The sequence below is a fragment of the Shewanella nanhaiensis genome (assembly GCF_019457885.1).
Lineage (GTDB): Bacteria > Pseudomonadota > Gammaproteobacteria > Enterobacterales > Shewanellaceae > Shewanella > Shewanella nanhaiensis.
In genome coordinates, this window is record NZ_JAHZST010000006.1 from 62,097 (window position 1) to 80,903 (window position 18,807).

An 18,807-nucleotide genomic window follows, 5' to 3' on the forward strand; every position below is an offset into this window, starting at 1 on the left:
GATTTTAGATACAAGATTGAGGATAAGTAACAGATGATCCAAGAATCTATTAAAAAATTTGTTATCGTTGGTGGCGGAACAGCCGGTTGGATTGCGGCTGCTACGCTAGGAAATATTTTTCGTCATTCAGAGGTTGAGATTGAGTTAGTCGAGTCTGATGATATCGGTGTTATTGGTGTGGGGGAGGCAACCATCCCCCCTTTGCTCACGATTTTAGAGAGCTTAGGGATCGATCTGGTCGACTTTATTAAACACACGCAAGCGAGTTTCAAGCTAGGTATACAGTTCGATGATTGGCACACTATTGGACAGGGGTATTTTCACCCTTTTGGTACGCTTGGCCGCTCAATCGATGGCCATGACTTTTTCCAGTGCTGGCTAAAATCAAAATCTGAGGGTGATGATACCCCTTTAATGGCTCACTCTCCGGAGTCTGTACTTGCCGAACAAGGGCGTTTTTTTCTGCCCTTTGAAGCTCAAGGAACCCCTCTGGCTTCTACGACATTTGCTCTGCATTTAGATGCGGTTCTGGCTGGGAAGTATTTACGAAAATTTGCTGAAAAGTCAGGAGTAAAGCGTACTGAAGGCTTAGTTGAGTCTGTGTCCAAAAGTGATAAAGGTTTTATCGAGAGTGTGACGCTAAAAAGCGGCGTTGAGATCGCTGGAGATTTCTTTATCGATTGTAGTGGTTTTAAGGGCTTGCTGATTGAGGAGGCGTTAGAAACTGGCTATGAAGATTGGTCTGAATTTCTTCCCTGCAATAGGGCCGTAACGGTTCAAACTGAGAATATGGGTGATACCACCCCATACACCATAGCGACAGCCAGAGCTGCGGGGTGGACGTGGCGAATTCCACTACAACACAGAACCGGAAATGGTTATGTATTTTGTGACAAATATTGCAGTGATGAGGAAGCGGTAGAGACTCTGCTCAGTTCGATAGAGGGAGAGCCACTTACTGAGCCTAGAGTTATCCCTTTTACCACAGGAGTTCGCCATAAAGCGTGGAGTCAAAATTGTTTAGCCTTAGGCCTAGCACAAGGGTTTCTTGAACCTCTGGAGTCCACCGCCATCCATCTTGTTTCTAAGTCTTTGGCGCTATTTGTACGCCTGTTTCCAACGGCTGAATGTGATACTCAATTAAGTGATGAGTTTAACCGCAGAGTGCGTCAAGATTATGAGGAGATCAGAGACTTTTTGGTGTTGCATTACTGCACTACACAAAGGGATGACACTCCTTTTTGGCGCTGGTGTCAGCAGATGCCACTCCCTGAGAAATTAAAAGCTAAGCTTGAGCTGTTTAAGGTTCATGGGGGACTAATTCCTGGGACTGAAGAGCTATTCCAGCCCACAAGTTGGTATGCTGTTTTCGATGGTATGGGGGTTGAGCCCATTGGCTATAATCCGACATTGGATGCCATTGATTATCACAAATTGAAGCAAAGTTTACATAGTGGCAAAACGGCAATCCAAACCAGCGCAGCTACTCAGCCAAGCCATGATGAGTTTTTGCGCACCTATTGCCCAGCCCCTAAAATTTAAACTTGCCTATTGAGACACTGCTTTGCAGTGTCTATCAATAAAAGTTTGATGGCTAACAGATTGACTCGCGGCATTGATTATTGAGTGTTTCATCTGTGCTAGGTTTTGCTTAACAGTCTCTAAAGGGATGGCATCGACTCTTGGGTCGTAGCGGTTAGGTAATACACCAAATGCGTGATACATGGTCAGCCAGCTTGCCGCTTCGAAGGACTCATTTTCACGTAGGATGATATGTCCTTGGCTACGGTAGACATCAATCTTATGAGAGAGGGTTTCAGGCACTGCCATCTCTTGGCAGTATTGCCAAAATGGGGAGTCTATTCCATTTGCTAGCTTGTAGTGCAGGATAATAAAGTCTCTTACATGCTCCAATTCACTGTTATGTAACCTGTTTACTTCATTGATATCATGTTCATTAAAGCTAGTATCAGGGAAAAAGCTCAATAGCTTAGCTATTGCACTCTGTATCAGCGAAATACTGGTCGATTCAATTGGCTCAAGAAAACCGCTGGAAAGCCCTACCGCAAAGCAGTTTTTATTCCAGATCTGCTTTCTTCTTCCGGGTGTGAATGAAAACTGCCTAATTTGAGAGATGGGCTCACCAGTTAAACTGGTGAGCAAGTTTTGCTTCGCTGAGCTTTTATTTTCAAATTGGCTACTGAAGATATAGCCATTTCCCGTTCGGTGCTGCAGCGGAATATGCCACTGCCAACCACTATTATGAGCTATCGAGCGAGTGTAGGGGTTGGGTGAGACTGTTGATTGAGTTTGCACGGCTAAGGCGGTATCACACAGTAACCATTCGCTCCAATCATCAAAACCAGTTTTCATCGCTTGCTCGATAAGTAGTGCTTTAAAACCTGAGCAATCAATAAAGAGATCGGCTTCGAGCACCCGACCATCATGCAGTGACACTGACTTAATAAATCCATTTTGCTGCAGGTTAACTCGATCAATGGTTGCATCTACATGCTCGACGCCCATCTTTAAGGAGTGTGATTTTAACAGCTCGGCGTAGAGCCCCGCGTCAAAATGGTAAGCATAGGAGTAGTCTGCAAGGGGAGAGGGGGGATTGGGGTGAGGTTGGGCAAAGTTGCCCTGCTGAGCAAGTATGCTTGAGAAGCTATAATCATCTAGTTTAATACTATGACCTTCTAGCTTATGCCCTTCTAGCTTATGGTTTTCTAGAGCTAAGCGATTGACGTATTGATGGAAATCAACCTTGTTGATCGGTAAACCATAATCGGAGAAAGGGTGAAAAAAGCTGGGGGAAGTCTGACTCCAGTTTTCAAACTTTATGCCCAATTTGAAGGAGGCTTGCGTTGCCTTGATAAACTCTATCTCATCCAAACCAATACTGTGATTGAACTCTACGATATTAGGTATTGTTGCTTCACCTACACCAACAGTGGGAAGCTGAGATGACTCAATCACAGTTATCGTTAGGTTTTTCCCCTGTGCGTATCTACCTAAGCTCGCTGCCGACATCCATCCGGCTGTACCACCACCGACAATGATCACCTGTGTGATTGGTTTCGTCATCTTAATATCCTTGCTCTGCTGATTTTGATATTGGTGGAGCGTTATCAATAGATTGAAACGACAGTGCTTTTTAGGTAAATAGGGGACTTTAATACACTGTCTACCGCTTAGTTATACAGTAGATGTTATCAATAGTTGACAGCGTTGTCATTGGTTTGTTGCGCCTGAGTTTTGTTCGAGCCATGTTCGGCTACTTAATCAAAGTAATGAATATACGGGAGTTATTGGTATTATTGATAGAGGTTCATTGGTTGTACGATAAAAGGTAAACTGAGGTGTTGAAGTTAATTTGCGTCAATCCATATGAATGAAATGCTTTAATGATTGAAAAGATCAGCTTACCGCTACCCTCGCTTATTCATCGAATTGGCCGTGAAGCGGTTAAAAACGCTCAAGCCATCGCATTACAATCTAATTGTGCGCTTAAGCGTGTGCGTCGTTCACGCAACTGGGAAGTGATTGGCGAAGCTATTAAGATCCAATCCTTCTCTACTGAGTTGAAAAAGCAGGGAGATGGTCGTTTTAACTTTCTTATTAAGAAGATTGATACTGGACTGCTCAGCCATAGTGATAAATTGGAGCCTTTAGAGGTAAAGCTGGCGCGTTTGATCGCTGCTAACCCCAATATTACTTTGGCTGAGTTAATGCACATTACAGATTGCACCTTAGCAGAAGCGAGAACTGCACGACTAAACAGCGATGCTTGGTAGTATTAACGGATATTCAAAACTGTCAGCCACTTTGAAGTTGCTAGAACTATTTCCTGTGGAGAGTTTTTCTGGGTAAAATTCTTTACTTTTTAGTGGCTTATAGTGTTCATCTGAACCTCGCTTAGTCAATCCCTCCCGAGTGCAACGCCAGCATAGCATTTACAAAAACTGCCATTCAAGCCCTAGAATCTTACCTGAGTCATACTATCTAAAAGCGGTCACCTATGGGGCTCTAAGCGGTCACTCTATGATTAGTTCAATTGGCCTTTATTGGTATTACTGAACTGCCTTGTATTCATATGGCGTATTATTTCGTTTTCAGTTAAGCGAGTTAAGCTGTCGGAGTTGTTAACTCTTTTGCTGTAAGCTACGCCACCCTTAAGAGTAGGGTTTTTGTACCACCAGCTACATTCTAAATTTGAGCATGTGACAACTTGGTCTCCGTACTCAAAATTAAGAATGTTACTGCACTCAGGACATAATGGAGTTAGGCTGTGTATGTATAATTTTTCATCGTAACCTCTATTCCAGTTCCACTTCCAATTAACTCCCAAGATAGAATCTCGATTGTAATCTAGAGGTGTTTCGGACGCTTGCTCATTCCTAGATTCATAAAAAAACATAGCCAAAGGAATTGCTATTAGTAGCGCTAGACCTATTAGTATCAGCAGCCATAGCTGCATTGTTATATCTTGAGCAAACCAAGCGGCAATACTTGATAGGGTGCTAGTTATGAAATTGTATATAGCACCAAAGATGGCTTTGTAGCTGATACTTGAGAGGAGAGGGGTAACGATTACGACTATCGCCCCACCGATAGTGGCAGATATGAGAGGGTGCTTAAGTGCTTTTGAGGTTAATTGTTTTATCTGCTTTATCACAGTGTGTAGTCCGTAAAAGTTGTATGATAGGTTATTGCTAGTAAGTCATTGATAATATCACACAAAAAACAACCATCAAAACATTACACTTTCAACCATTGAGTGCTTATCTTAATTCATTAGTGGGGGGATTTAACCGTGATAGCATTGATTAAGTGTCTAATGTTATTAAGTATTATCAAGGGAGGAGCATGTTTATTTCAGAGGGAACGTTACAACCTAAGTGCCCTGTATGTGGCGTGCAGCCTGTTCATACTGATGAGTATCAAAAGTTTATGATTTGCAAAGAGTGCGGTCATAAAGAGGATTTTGATGACTTTATGGAGGAGTTAAGATCCAATGTTTTTAGAGGTGTTACGGACTCTGTAGCTAATTCTCTAGAGGGAATAGCAAGGAGAAATAAGAGTATTAAGTTTACCAGGAAGTAAGTGATGGAGCTGACAACAAGCATGGTTGGTGTTTTGAGTGTGGTTAGTCTTGTAGCTGCTGTATTGGCGGCTTTATTTGCTGGCTACTTAATTTGGTTATCTAGATTCGCTATTTCCACCTGCTTGTAAGCTTTTTAACTGAGATATTCAGGCTTGTTTTTTGAATTTATCGGCCTTTGTAGTCAGGATGTGTAATTAACCCAAGACTAATGAGTCAAAAACACCGATAATTCCCCACAATTAAGTTCATTTGCTCAAGGGCCACGTAAGACCTCAGGGCTGAGTGACACTCGCTATATAAGTGGAAATCTATTCAATGGAAATCAAAGTTAATTTTCTCGACAATCTGAGATTGGAAGCTAAGTTCGATGACTTTACTGTCACGGCAGATCAGCCTATTCGCTACAAGGGCGACGGCTCGGCGCCGAGTCCTTTCGACTACTTCTTAGCATCGTCTGCCTTGTGTGCCGCCTATTTTATCAAGGTGTACTGCAAGGCTCGTGATATTCCGACTGAAAACATTAGATTGTCACAGAATAATATTGTCGATCCTGAAGATCGCTATAACCAGATTTTTCAAATTCAGGTTGAGTTACCTGAGGATATTTCAGAGAAAGATCGCCAGGGGATTTTGCGTTCCATTGAGCGTTGTACCGTTAAGAAAGTGGTACAAACAGGCCCTGAATTTAAGATTGAAACTGTTGAAAATTTAGATGCCGATGCCAATGCAATGCTCATGGGACAAGGTGATAGCGACGCGAACACCTATATCTTAGGTAAAGATCTGCCACTTGAGGAGACTATCTCCAATATGACAGGCATCTTGGCCGATCTTGGAATGAAGATTGAGATCTCTTCATGGCGCAATATCGTACCCAACGTATGGTCACTGCATATTCGTGATGCTGCATCACCTATGTGTTTTACCAATGGTAAAGGGGCGACCAAAGAGAGCGCACTTTGCTCTGCGTTAGGTGAGTTTATCGAGCGTCTTAACTGCAACTTTTTCTATAATGATCAGTTCTTTGGCGAAGAGATTGCCAATAGCGAATTTGTTCATTACCCGAACGAGAAGTGGTTTGAGTTAACTGACGATGATTCACTGCCTGCGGGTATGTTAGATGAGTATTGTTTAGAGATTTATAACCCAGATGGTGAGCTTGCAGGCTCTAACTTGATTGATACCAACTCGGGCAATATCGACCGCGGGATCTGTACCATTCCCTATACGCGTCATTCAGATGGTGAGACAGTGTACTTCCCATCAAACCTAATAGAGAACCTATTTTTAAGTAATGGCATGAGTGCGGGTAATAACCTGCAGGAAGCACAAGTCCAGTGTCTGTCTGAGATCTTTGAGCGCGCCGTTAAACGTCAGATCATCGAGCAAGAGATAGTCTTGCCGGACGTGCCGCAAACAGTATTAGAGAAGTACCCAAGTATCTTAGCTGGAATTAAGGGACTAGAGGAGCAAGGCTTCCCTATTGTCGTTAAAGATGCCTCACTAGGTGGTCAGTTTCCTGTGATGTGTGTGACCTTAATGAATCCAAAGACTGGCGGTGTATTTGCCTCATTTGGTGCCCATCCAAGTCTTGAGGTCGCACTAGAGCGGAGCTTAACTGAGTTGCTGCAAGGCCGAAGCTTCGAAGGGCTAAATGATGTACCTAAGCCTACTTTTAACAGCATGGCCGTGACTGAGCCTGAAAATTTTGTTGAGCACTTTATCGACTCAACCGGCGTGATCTCATGGCGCTTCTTTAGCAGTAATGCTGAGTTTGAGTTCTGCGAGTGGGATTTCTCAGGCACTAACCAAGAGGAAGCTGATAGCCTGTTTGGTATTCTTGCTGACTTAGGTAAAGAGGTATACACCGCTGAGTTTAACGACTTAGGTGCGTCGGCATGCCGTATGCTAGTGCCTGATTTTTCAGAGGTCTATCCAGTCGATGATCTGATTTGGGATAACACCAATAAGTCGCTTGAATACCGTGAAGATATCTTAAATCTACACTCCCTGTCTGATGATGAGCTGGTGGATCTGGTCAATCGTTTAGAGGAGAGTCAGCAGGATAACTACACCGATATTCGTACCATGATAGGTATCGTGTTCGATGAGAATACCGTTTGGGGTCAGCTCACCATTATTGAGCTTAAAATCCTTATCTATCTAGCACTTGGTGCTCACGAGGAGGCGATAGAGTTAGTTGGTGACTTCCTGCAGTTTAACGATAATACGGTTGAGCGTGGCCTGTTCTATCAAGCGGTGAATGCTGTGCTGGAAGTGACTTTAGATGAATCCCTTGAGCTTGAGCACTTCATCCACAACTTTAACCGTATGTTTGGTATCGATGTGATGCAAAATGTGGTTTGCTCGGTTAATGGTGATGTTCGTTTTTATGGCTTGACCAAGACCAGTATGGCGTTAGAGGGGATTGAGCCACATCTGAGACTGATTGAAAGCTACAAGAAGCTGCATAGCGCGCGAGCAAAGAGCGCCGCAGAATAATCGACTTGTTCTAGAGCAAAAAGCGAACCTTATGGTTCGCTTTTTTGTGGCTAAAGCCTTGATCTCAATCAAGGTAGTATTTCCGATTAGGTCTCATTATATTAGTCAAATACGATACTGCTGATTGAGGCGCTTATGATGACTGATAACAAGCTAATTCTGATCCTAAAGTGCTGTATCGCGGTTGGTATCTGCTTAATCCTACTTGGAGTCTATTTCCATAACTTCAATGAGACCATCGAAGCTATGGGGGTTAAAGGAATCATCATTAGTGCCGTTTGTGTGGCTTTTGGTATGGCGCTCTCTCTTCCTACAAAAATGTATCTAACCTTTATTCTCGTTAAGCGAGAGTCTGAGAAAAGCTAATTAACCGCTTCTCCACGTACGGCTGCAAACTTAAACTCTGGAATTTTTCCTACGGGATCCAGTGCTGGATTGGTCAGCAGATTTGCCGCCGCTTCCACATAAGCGAAGGGAACAAATACCATATCTTCGGCAACGGCTCTATCGGCGCGAGCGAGCAGCTCTATCTCGCCACGGCGAGAGAGCAGACGGATCATGCCACCTGGCGAGATTCCTAAGCGCCTAAGTGTCTTAGGATGAAGTGAACAGTTAGCCTCAGGTTCTACTGCATCTAAGACTTTGGAGCGACGTGTCATACTGCCCGTATGCCAATGCTCCAATTGACGGCCTGTGGTCATAATCAAAGGGTACTCCTTATCCGGCAGCTCGTCGGGGGCGATAACACTGGCGGGAGTAAACTTTGCTCGGCCACTCTGGCGGGGAAAACTATCACCAAATACAATGGCTTCACCGGGTTGGTTTTCACCATAGCAGGGGTAAGTGACTGCGTTCTCACTTGATAACCTTTCCCAACTAATATTGTCTAATGAGCTCATACCCAACTTCATCTCATTGAAGATCTCACGGGGTGAAGGATATTGCCAGTTAAGCCCTAGGGCGTTGGCAAGCTCAATCAGTATCGCCCAATCTTGCTTGGCTTCTCCCGGCGCATCTAAAGCTTTTCGCCCCATCTGTACCTGCCTGTTCGTATTGGTCACTGTGCCATCTTTTTCGGCAAAGGCGGCAGCTGGGAAGATAACGTCTGCGAAGCTTGCGGTTTCGGTTAAGAAGATATCCTGAACGATTAAGTGTTTCAGTTTAGCTAATGCCTTGCGTGCGTGGCTAACATCGGGATCTGACATCGCAGGGTTTTCACCGAGAATGTACATGCCGCGGATCTTATCCTTATGGATGGCATCGATAATCTCCACCACTGTGAGTCCAGGGGTTGCAGATACTGCTATCGCGCCACTCTCCTCTTGCCAGATCTCATCAAAGTGTGCGCGGATATTGTTATCTTTCACAGTTTGATAGTCAGGGAGAAACATGGGAATAAGGCCAGCATCTGATGCGCCTTGGACATTGTTTTGCCCCCTGAGAGGATGCAAGCCACTGCCGCTACGACCCACATGGCCACACATAAGGGCGAGTGAGATGAGGCAGCGAGAGTTATCGGTACCGTGAATATGTTGACTGACCCCCATGCCCCAGAAGATCATGCCCGCTTTGCCTTTAGCGAAGGTGCGCGCGACCTGACGAAGTGTCTGTGCATCTATGCCGCACAAAGGTGCCATCTTTTCGGGCGAGAAGCCAACAAGGTGGTCTTTCTGAGCTTGCCAGTTTTCCGTATGCTCATCGATATAGGTTTGGTTTTGCAGCCCCTCATCAACAATGATATGCATGATGGCGTTAAGTAGGGCTACATCGGTGCCGGGTCTAAACTGCAGCATATGAGTGGCGAAACGCTTCATGGCTGTGCCGCGAGGATCCATCACGATTAACTTGCCGCCTCGGCGCACAAACTGTTTAAAGTAAGTGGCTGCGACTGGATGATTTTCTGTGGGGTTACACCCTATTACGATGGCAACATCGGCGTGCTCTATCTCGTTGAATGAGGCTGTCACGGCCCCTGAGCCAATATTCTCAATTAGAGCCGCCACAGAAGATGCATGACACAGACGAGTGCAGTGATCGACATTGTTATGGCCAAAACCTTGGCGAATTAATTTCTGGAATAGGTAAGCTTCTTCATTGGTGCACTTGGCTGAGCCAAATCCCGCCACACTCTCACCGCCATGATTTTGTTTAAGTGTTGACAGCCCCTTGGCTGCGACCTCTATCGCCTCTTGCCAACTTGCTTCTCTAAAATGGCTTAACGGATTAGCAGGGTCAACATTTAAGCCTTTAGGGGCATCTTTGAGTCTAATAAGCGGCTTAGTCAGTCGATGAGCATGGTGGATATAATCGTAACCAAAGCGTCCTTTAACACATAGGCGAGACTCATTAGCTGGACCATCTAATCCGTCAACATACTGAACCTTATTATCTTTTACCTTCAAAGATATCTGACAGCCAACACCACAAAATGGACAGACAGATGAGACCGCTTTATCGATTGATTCCTCACAGGTAATGTCCGTATTGTTAGCAATAGATGCAGGCATTAGGGCATCGGTTGGACATACCTGTACACACTCACCACAAGCAACGCAGCTAGACTCTGCCATCTTATCACTTTGATCGAAGATGATGGCACTATCTCGGCCTCGATTGGCCATGCCGATAACATCGTTAACTTGCACCTCCCGACATGCTCGTACGCACAAGTTACACTGGATGCACGCATCAAGGTTAACACTCATGGCGACATGGCTGTCGTCGGTTAGGGGGACTCGTTTTGGCTCTATTTTTGGGAAACGACTAGCATCAATATCTTGTAACAGCGCCATCTGGGTAAGATGGGAGCCACTGTCACTGATCTGCTTTGGTTGATCGGTTAACAGTAACTCCATCACCATTTTTCGAGAGCGTGTTGCTCGAGCGCTTTGACTATGCACCACCATGCCTTGAGTGGGCTTACGTAGACAGGAGGCAGCAAGCACTCGCTCTCCCTCTATTTCAACCATGCAGGCGCGGCAGTTACCGTCGGGTCGATAACCTGAACTGTCAGTAAAGCAGAGGTGAGGTAGCTTGTTTCCTTGGCGTTTGGCGATTTGCCATAGTGTTTCATCAGGACTTGCGGTGACTTTACTGCCGTCTAAGGTAAAGGCGATGGTGTGCAGTTTAATATCCATGGTGTTACACCTCATCGGGAAAATGTTTGATGGTTAGACGGATGGGGTTTGGCGCTGCTTGACCTAAACCACAGATGGAGGCGTCCTCCATGACACTGCTAAGCTCTGATAATAAGCTGGTATCCCATCTATCCTCACGCATTAACTTGACCGCTTTTTCACACCCCACTCGACAAGGCGTACATTGACCACAATTTTCATGATCGAAAAACTCCATCATATTAAGGGCGGCATCGCGGATGCTGTCTTTATCCGATAACACCAATACCGCAGCGGATCCTATGAGTGAACCGTGGGGTTGCAGGGTATCAAAGTCCAGTGGCACATCGGATAAACTGGCGGGCAAAATGCCAGAGGAGGGGCCGCCAGGTTGATAAGCTTTCAGCTGATGACCTTGGGTCATGCCGCCAGCCGCCTCAATAACATCGGTAATGGTCGAGCCAGCTGGTAGAAGATAAACTCCGGGGTTGTTGACTCTGCCAGAGACCGAATAACTGCGCAGTCCAGTGCGGCCATTTTTGCTGACAGAGGTCAGTATCTCGCCACCTTCGCGGCAGATCCTAGCGACCCAGTAGAGAGTCTCTATATTATGAACTAAGGTGGGTTGGTTAAAAATTCCCTTTTGAGCCACAAACGGCGGACGATGTCTAGGTAATCCACGTTTGCCTTCGATGGACTCAATCATGGCACTCTCTTCACCGCAGATATAGGCACCTGCACCTCGGCGAAGTTCGATATAACCAATAGGGACGATATTGGCTGATTCCAGTTCGGTAATTTCACGTTTGAGGATAGTTAGCGCAGCAGGATACTCATCACGAAGATAGAGGTAGATATGCTCAGCCTCAACGGCTTGTGCTGCGATCAGCATCCCCTCCAAAAAGAGGTGAGGCTGAGTCTCTAGGTAATACCTATCTTTAAAAGTACCGGGCTCCCCCTCATCACCGTTAACGGCCATGTATCTAGGACCCGATTCCGCGCGCACAAAACTCCATTTCTTACCCGAAGGAAAACCTGCACCGCCCATGCCTCTGAGGCCTGCTGAGAACACCTTATTCTCGACATTAATGGGGTCTAAAGTGCCGACTTTCATCTGCTCGTAGAACTGATACCCGCCCCCTGCGAGGTAATCAGTAAGGGATTGATAGCTAGGAATAGGGGCTGTGAAGGCTTTTGATGAAATAGCCTGTTGAAGCTTATTGGATGTGGCGTGATCGATATGGTTTTTACCAAGGGCTACGGTGGGTGCGGTATTGCAGCGACCCATACAGGGAGCACGCAACACGCGAACCTCTTGATTGTCCAAGGTCTTGTTTAACTCGTCGGCTAACTCATCAGCTCCAGCCATTTTACAGGAGAGGCTATTACACACTCGCAAAGTGATGGCTGGTGGAGGTGTTTGTCCCTCTTTTATTAGATCGAAGTGGGCGTAGAAACTGGCAACTTCATAGACCTCAGCCTCGCCAATATTAAGATGGTCTGCGAGAGCTTTAATGTGCGGTGCACTAAGGTGGCCAAATGTGTCCTGAATTCTGTGAAGATACTCAATCAGTAGATCACGCCTGAGTGACATATCTTTTATAAGCTGTTGAACTTCATTGAGTGCCTCCTCAGACAACTGGCGTCCCTTAGGTGTTGCACGCCCTTTGCCCTTTGCTGACTTCCAAATTCCAGCGTCCCGTATCTCTGCCATCTCATCATCTCAAAACATCTAGTTATTTTATTTAACATAACTCCTTTTGCAGTGATAGCAAGTGTTTGTAGGCTAGGTTATTTTTATCATCAGATTAAATATATTTATCGATAGATTATATTTATATACTGGCTGAGATAAGCCCAAGATCATGATGGGCTTTGCACTCACACAGCCAAGCATTGTCCTGTTATCCCAATATATATCGTTATTTTATCTAATATAATGACTTTTATTGTGATAGTAAGGGCTAGTTTAGGAGTATAGAGCCCTCTTCTTTAAGACTTTTAATGATTTTAAAAGTGTAGTTAGTTCTTTTGAACCTTGTATTGCTATTTTATTCAAAGCTCGTTAGGTTGTTTGTGTGAAAAATGCGCACTAATGGAAGTGGTGCTTTTATTGAAAGGAGATATAAATGTTTAATCGTATATTTATAGTATCAGTGTGTTTCATGCTTCAGGCATGTACTGTGACACTTGTTCAACCCTATGATGAGAAGCTTTTAGATGGTACAGAAGCCTATTATAAACAGGTTTCACAAGAGATTGAGAAGGCTCGTATAGCTTCGCCAAAAACAAGAAATTTAGCTGATGGGCAATCCCCTAGCTCAAGTAGTGGACATATTTCTCATTTTAAAAATATGTATAGTAAGTTTAAAATTGATGCCAATGCATTAATTATTAGAGCAGTAGTTAATAGTTATCAAGTAGACAGTGTTGCTGGCACTATACATAAGAAAATAGAGGACTTTATTTCTAGCTCTTTCCCTTCAAATTGTGAAGGCTCAAATGCAATGATTGAGGGGCAGGTAACACTTACCGTTCAAAACTATCTAGATTTAAAGTGTCTAGTTGTTCACTGGGAAACTCAACATATCGACGCACCTAATCAGATTTTAAAAAGTTCTACATGGGAAAGCAGGCAAATGTCTTTTACAAATATGGTTATCCTATTGCAGAGAGTCGAATCTTTTAAAAAGGACGTTAAAGTTAATTAAGGAATAATTATTATGGCAAAAATTAATGGGGTTGATATTGGAAATGTTGTAAAAGAGGCACTGGATGCTGCGAAGGGCGTTAGTGTAGGTAATTGGTCTGAAGTTAAAGATATCGTAAAGAACATCGGTGATAGTATGCTAGTTGATCTGAAGTATGTCGCTAAGAAAAAGCTATCTGGTGATTTTGATGAGTATGATGCAAAGATTTTTATGGAAGATCAAAAAATGGTAGCTAGGGTTCGCCTTAGATCGTTGGCTATTATAACTCTAAAAACAGCCGAAGATATAATTAACGCTGTTATTGATATTTTTAGAGCTGCTGGAAATAAAGCTTTAGGTTGGGAAATATTTTAATTTTATATCAATGCTATGATGTACTTAAGTATAAAAATGGAGTCATAGATTTGACTCCATTTTTACTTATATAAGTTCTATTTTTTAAGAGAGTTAAAAACTTCTCTCGAGGACTGTTGATTTTCTATATAAGGCCTGACGGCATCGATACTATCAAACTCGACATTGTCTAATGGTTAGAGATGGAAGTACTGCGAAACCATCCCAGTGAATGCTCTATCTCTATCTCTATCTTTATCAATACGCCTGTCAGTTCACCTATTTACCATCCAATAATTTCTGCGATCTTTGATTTGTAAATGCCTCAGGCTTATGTTGCGTCTATGTTTCAAATGATTACACTGTGTGGCCATATTCTCCTCTCCCCTTATAGTGATGAGTACCATGGACCAGATTAAAATTTTGGTGATTGAGGATGACAAGCTTCTCAATGCCCAGTTAGCTGAACTACTGCGAGCCAAAGGCTACTTTGTTAACCAGAGCTTTGATGGTGAGGATGGGTTACTGCAAGCATCATCTCAGCGGTACCAGCTTATCCTACTCGATGTGATGTTACCGGGCCGTGATGGTTTCTCACTGCTTAAAATGTTGCGTAAATCTTGCCAAACTCCAGTAATAATGGTGACAGCTAAAGGCGCCGAAGAGGAAAGAATTCAAGGGTTTAGTCAAGGTGCTGATGACTACGTGGCAAAACCTTTCAGCAGTACTGAGTTACTGTTACGTATCGAAGCCCTGCTACGGCGAAGCCATACTTTAAAGAACGAGCTGATATCCCATGAGCTGATACTGGACAGTTTACAGATCAACTATCGTGAGCAGAAAGTTGTGGTCAGTGAGCGGACGCTGGAGTTTACTCCTATCCAATTTAAGTTACTTTGGGAGCTGCTGTTACATAGAGGTGAAGTGCTCAGTAAAGCCTACCTATACCAGAAAGTGTTGAATCGAAATATCGGAGCTTATGACAGAAGCTTAGATATGCATTTGAGCCGAGTGAGACGTAAGCTCAATGACGCCAACTGGCAGGGAGAGCGGCTGCAAACATGCCACGGTAAAGGATATTGCTTGATATGAGCCGTAAACTGTTTTGGAAACTCTGCTTGATCATTGCTACTGGGGTCGTTGCACTTTTCTATGTGATTGGTTTGTTGACCTCCCGCACTGAGGAGGGGATGAGTTTGCTTGCTGTGGAGGACAGACAAACCTTGACCGCATGGGGAAAAGAGGCAGAAGCCCTCTACTTAGCCGGTGACGAGCAAAAGCTGGCCTTGTGGTTAGCCAATTTGCAACGTGAGGAGAATACTTGGGCTGCGGTTGCCAGTTATGATGTAAAACACTTAGCTGGTAGCGATCTAGGAGATAAATTCAGTCAGGGTTACAATTTAGGCCGTAATGTGGAGTGGAAAGTACACCTCTACTTTGCAGCTAACCCTACTATGGAAGTGCCCTTTACCGATCAACAGGTGAGTTTCTTAATCCGCTTGCCAGAGAGAATGAGACCGGGCGTTTACTGGCGTCATACTGAGCTTACTTTTCAGATAGTTTTGCCTACCATCCTATTAGCTCTGCTCTCTTTTATCCTTTACCGACATATTATGAAACCCTTGCTGCAACTGCAGTTGGCCACTCGTCGCTTCAGTAAGGGAAAGTTTGATGTGCGGGCGAAAGCCTTAATGGGGGAGCGAAATGATGAGTTCTCCGACTTGGCTGGTGCTTTCGATCAGATGGCTGTTCGAATTGGTGAGCAGATCATCAGCCAACGTCAGCTGATCGCCGATCTCTCCCATGAACTTCGCACTCCATTAACACGATTAGATATCGCGTTAGGAGCGGTAAAAGAGAGGGGGGAGGATGAAAATATTGAACGGATCGATAGAGAGTCTAGCCATATTCGCAAGCTAGTGGAAGATACTTTAACCCTTGCTTGGCTTGAGAATGAGCAGCCGGAGTTGCAACAGGAGTCTCTAGAGCTGATCGACCTTTTGGACGTCCTGATTGATGATGCAAAGTTTGAATTTCCTGATAGGGAGATCGTCACTCAGCTTCCCGACAGTGCCTTGGTTGAAAACTCAAGCCACAGAGCTGCTGGTCAGCCTCTGGAAAATATTTTACGTAACGCTTTACGTTACACTCCCAGGGGCAAAGTGGTACAGGTTATATTGGCTGATCTGGGTGATGTTTTTCAAATCGATATTCTCGACCAAGGGCCAGGTGTGCCAGATCAATTTTTAAGTGCCATTTTCAAACCTTTCTTTCGTTTAGATAGTTCTCGTGGAGCTGAGGGCAGCAGTTTCGGTTTAGGCTTAGCTTTGGCCCAGAGGCAGTTAGCCGCGATTCGCTCAAGTGTTACAGCTCAAAACAGGAGGGAAGGAGAAGGCTCAGGCCTGTGTATGACCATTAAAATCCCTAAAGTTTAATACCATGAACATCACTGTTTAACTCGATTTAACAGGTCACCGATGACTTGGTAAATGTAACAATTGTAAAATCACTGTCATTACAGTTTTAAATGATAATAATTCTTGTTTACATTTTATCGTTTACATAGGCGCGTTATGACATCGTTTCACTCGGGGAGAGGAGTAAAGCCTCTCACATTAGCTATCTCGCTGGCACTGGCTGCGAGTAATGTGTACGCAGAAGAGTCAGCAGTTAACGAGAGCAAGGTGATTGAGTCAATTGCAGTTGTCGGCCAAACGACCAACACTGAGATCACCCCCGATGAGCTTGAGAAGTATCAAGCCAATGATCTTGCCGATATTTTTAGATTTGTACCTTCAGTTTCTGTGGGAGGCTCTTTAGGGATAGCACAGAAGGTCTATATTCGTGGTCTAGAAGACACCTTATTCAATGTTACCGTCGACGGTGCGCCGCAAACTGGTACTCTATTTCACCATATTGGTCGCGTGGCGATCGATCCTGAGTTGTTAAAAGAGGTCGAAGTGCAGGCGGGTGCTGGAGAGGCAACCAGTGGCGCAGGTGCTATTGGTGGAGCGATCCGCTTTAAAACCAAAGGAGTCGATGATCTGCTTAGTTCTGACGAGCTGTTTGGTGGAACGATTAAAGCGGGTTACTTCAGTAATGACGGTTACAAAACCAGTGGTACCTTTTATGGAAGGCTTTCGGATAGCTGGGGAGTATTAGGATCTTACATTTATATCGACCGTGACAATATGGAAGATGGTGATGGCAACGAACTCTACGGCACCTCAGCTGAGCAGAGTTTAGGCTACGTTAAGGTTAATGGTGAATTGACCGATAAGCAGACCTTAAGTCTTAGTTATGAGAAGCGTAATGAGGAGGGGGAGTTTGGGGCAAGACCTAACTGGCCAACCTTAGAGGGAGACACGCTATTTCCTATGGAGGGTGATCGTGAGACCTTTGTGTTAAATCATCTTTTTTCTGCCAATGACTTCATTAATCTTGAAACAAGCTTGTTCCATACTCAATCTTCGGTGGAGCAGAATCGTTTCGATCGTTGGGGGCTCTATGGTGCAGAGATGAAAACCTATGGCTTTGATATTCGTAATATCAGCCTATTGGGCAATCACACCCTGACCTATGGTATTGAGTATCGTAAAGACAAGGTCAGTAGTGAGTATCTTGCCGATGCCAGCGTATGGCAGAAGTGGGCTTGGGATCCGAATATCGGTAAGTTCCAAGAGGAGGGGGAAGTTAAAGGTGTGTATCTGCAGGATCACTGGCAGATCAATAATGAACTCCTACTCAGCTTTGGTGTGCGCTACGATCAATATGATGTTGAGCAGGTAACTTATGATAATCAAACCGACAGCGACGGTGTTAGCCCGAATATAGGCCTGAATTATGACTTCCATCCGAACTGGAGATTGACCTTAGGGTACGCTCAAGCGATGCGGGGCAAAGAGGTAGGTGATGCCTTTACCTTAGCGCAAGCGCCAGATTGGGTATCAATCGATCCTGCTCTCGATGCTGAAAAGGTGGATAACACCGAAATTGGTTTGAACTACCATGATGAGCATTGGCAGGTGACCGCTTCTGTGTATCAATCTGATATCGATGATGTCATCTATGATCAACTAGGCCGTGGTGTTTATTTTGAGAATATTGGTCAGTTAGAAACTAAAGGTTTCGAGCTAAAAGCTGTTTACTGGTATGAAGATTGGCGTGTACAAGCCAGTTACAGTAATAACGATGCTGAGCTAAACGGTAATACTGTCGAGGGCTATGAGCATATCGGTTTGGCTAATGCTCGCGGTGATACCTTAGGTTTAAATGTTAACTATGCGCTTTCTGATAATCTTGAGATGGGTTGGAACTTTAGTTATGTCAGCGATCTCAATGATATCGAGGTCCTTCAACGTGGCGTAGAGATAGGTTGGATAGAGCAGACTCAAACTATCGATAAGCCGGGTTATCAGGTCCATGATATCTATGTTCAATGGGTTCCGCTAAATAGTGAAAGCTTGACGGTAAATCTCGCGGTACAGAACCTGTTTAATGAGCAGTATCGTGATCACTCAAGTGTTGGTGATTATAACAAAATCAAAGGTTGGGAAGGGGTTGCAGGCCTCTATGAGGCTGGTCGAGATATCCGTGTCTCAATGACTTACCAGTTCTAAAGAGTTATTTGATAACTGTTTTTAAGTTGTCACTAAAAAGCCTGCAATAGTTGCGGGCTTTTGTCAGTGTAAAAAGCGGCTGATTATGAGAGACTCTGCTCCATTGAACGAACAGGAATCAAGAGTACTAATCAGATGAATGATGAACAGAATATTATCGACAACCTAGATGATTTAAGACGCTTTTTGGTATCGGTTGAAACCGGTGGTTTAGGTCTTCAAGGTGTTGAAGGCGTGGGTATGGCAACCAATAATGCCGATGGCCGTCACTTTGTTGCAGTGTTTGATGCCAACCATAAGCTTTTACATGCGCGTTGGGTGACCGATGAAGTGTATGAAAATGGTAAAGAGATGGTGCGTGATGGTGTAAGGTAAAACAACAAAGTACTAGCAGCAATAGAGTGATGTTATGACTGATAAGC

13 protein-coding genes are annotated in these 18,807 nt (G+C 44.4%); 10 read left to right on the forward strand and 3 right to left on the reverse strand.

From position 1 onward, the window contains the following. Window positions 1–33: 33 nt before the first annotated feature. Window positions 34–1,542: a tryptophan halogenase family protein gene (locus K0625_RS10185; RefSeq protein WP_220109591.1), complete on the forward strand. Its 1,509-nt coding sequence runs from the start codon at window positions 34–36 to the stop codon at window positions 1,540–1,542. Between the two features lie 6 nt (window positions 1,543–1,548). On the opposite strand, the gene K0625_RS10190 is transcribed toward K0625_RS10185, so the two are convergent. Beyond that, the gene (locus tag K0625_RS10190) at window positions 1,549–3,084 is read right to left on the reverse strand and encodes a tryptophan halogenase family protein (protein WP_220109592.1); all 1,536 of its coding nucleotides are present in this window, start codon (window positions 3,082–3,084) and stop codon (window positions 1,549–1,551) included. 320 nt (window positions 3,085–3,404) lie between these two features. Between K0625_RS10190 and K0625_RS10195 the strand changes: the two genes are divergently transcribed. The 3 genes from K0625_RS10195 (at window position 3,405) to K0625_RS10205 (ending at window position 7,972) form a co-directional block, all read left to right on the forward strand. Further along, window positions 3,405–3,794, forward strand: coding sequence for a ribosome recycling factor family protein (locus K0625_RS10195; protein WP_220109593.1), 390 nt, complete (start codon window positions 3,405–3,407; stop codon window positions 3,792–3,794). A gap of 1,625 nt (window positions 3,795–5,419) precedes the next feature. Further along, window positions 5,420–7,606, forward strand: a complete 2,187-nt coding sequence (locus tag K0625_RS10200) for an OsmC domain/YcaO domain-containing protein (RefSeq protein ID WP_220109594.1) — start codon at window positions 5,420–5,422, stop codon at window positions 7,604–7,606. Window positions 7,607–7,744: 138 nt separating this feature from the next. Further along, window positions 7,745–7,972, forward strand: coding sequence for a hypothetical protein (locus K0625_RS10205; protein WP_220109762.1), 228 nt, complete (start codon window positions 7,745–7,747; stop codon window positions 7,970–7,972). On the opposite strand, the gene fdhF is transcribed toward K0625_RS10205, so the two are convergent. Continuing rightward, entirely contained in the window at window positions 7,969–10,743 is a 2,775-nt protein-coding gene (gene fdhF, locus K0625_RS10210; protein WP_220109595.1) for a formate dehydrogenase subunit alpha, read from the reverse strand. The genes K0625_RS10205 and fdhF overlap by 4 nt on opposite strands. 4 nt (window positions 10,744–10,747) lie before the next feature. Continuing rightward, window positions 10,748–12,436: an NAD(P)H-dependent oxidoreductase subunit E gene (locus K0625_RS10215; RefSeq protein ID WP_220109596.1), complete on the reverse strand. Its 1,689-nt coding sequence runs from the start codon at window positions 12,434–12,436 to the stop codon at window positions 10,748–10,750. A gap of 415 nt (window positions 12,437–12,851) precedes the next feature. Between K0625_RS10215 and K0625_RS10220 the strand changes: the two genes are divergently transcribed. The 6 genes from K0625_RS10220 to K0625_RS10245 all read left to right on the forward strand — a co-directional run bounded on the left by K0625_RS10220 (window position 12,852) and on the right by K0625_RS10245 (window position 18,760). Next, the gene (locus K0625_RS10220) at window positions 12,852–13,433 is read left to right on the forward strand and encodes a hypothetical protein (protein WP_220109597.1); all 582 of its coding nucleotides are present in this window, start codon (window positions 12,852–12,854) and stop codon (window positions 13,431–13,433) included. Window positions 13,434–13,445: 12 nt separating this feature from the next. Continuing rightward, window positions 13,446–13,787, forward strand: coding sequence for a hypothetical protein (locus K0625_RS10225; protein WP_220109598.1), 342 nt, complete (start codon window positions 13,446–13,448; stop codon window positions 13,785–13,787). Between the two features lie 384 nt (window positions 13,788–14,171). Then, a complete protein-coding gene (locus tag K0625_RS10230) occupies window positions 14,172–14,858 on the forward strand; it encodes a response regulator transcription factor (protein ID WP_220109599.1) in 687 nt (228 codons plus the stop codon). Continuing rightward, window positions 14,855–16,201 (forward strand): sensor histidine kinase, encoded by a 1,347-nt coding sequence (locus K0625_RS10235; RefSeq protein WP_220109600.1) that lies wholly within the window; start codon window positions 14,855–14,857, stop codon window positions 16,199–16,201. Before K0625_RS10230 ends, K0625_RS10235 begins: the two co-directional genes overlap by 4 nt. Before the next feature lie 138 nt (window positions 16,202–16,339). Then, the gene (locus K0625_RS10240) at window positions 16,340–18,385 is read left to right on the forward strand and encodes a TonB-dependent receptor (protein WP_220109601.1); all 2,046 of its coding nucleotides are present in this window, start codon (window positions 16,340–16,342) and stop codon (window positions 18,383–18,385) included. A 135-nt stretch (window positions 18,386–18,520) separates the two neighbouring features. Then, window positions 18,521–18,760, forward strand: a complete 240-nt coding sequence (locus tag K0625_RS10245; protein ID WP_220109602.1) for a hypothetical protein — start codon at window positions 18,521–18,523, stop codon at window positions 18,758–18,760. Window positions 18,761–18,807 lie beyond the last annotated feature (47 nt).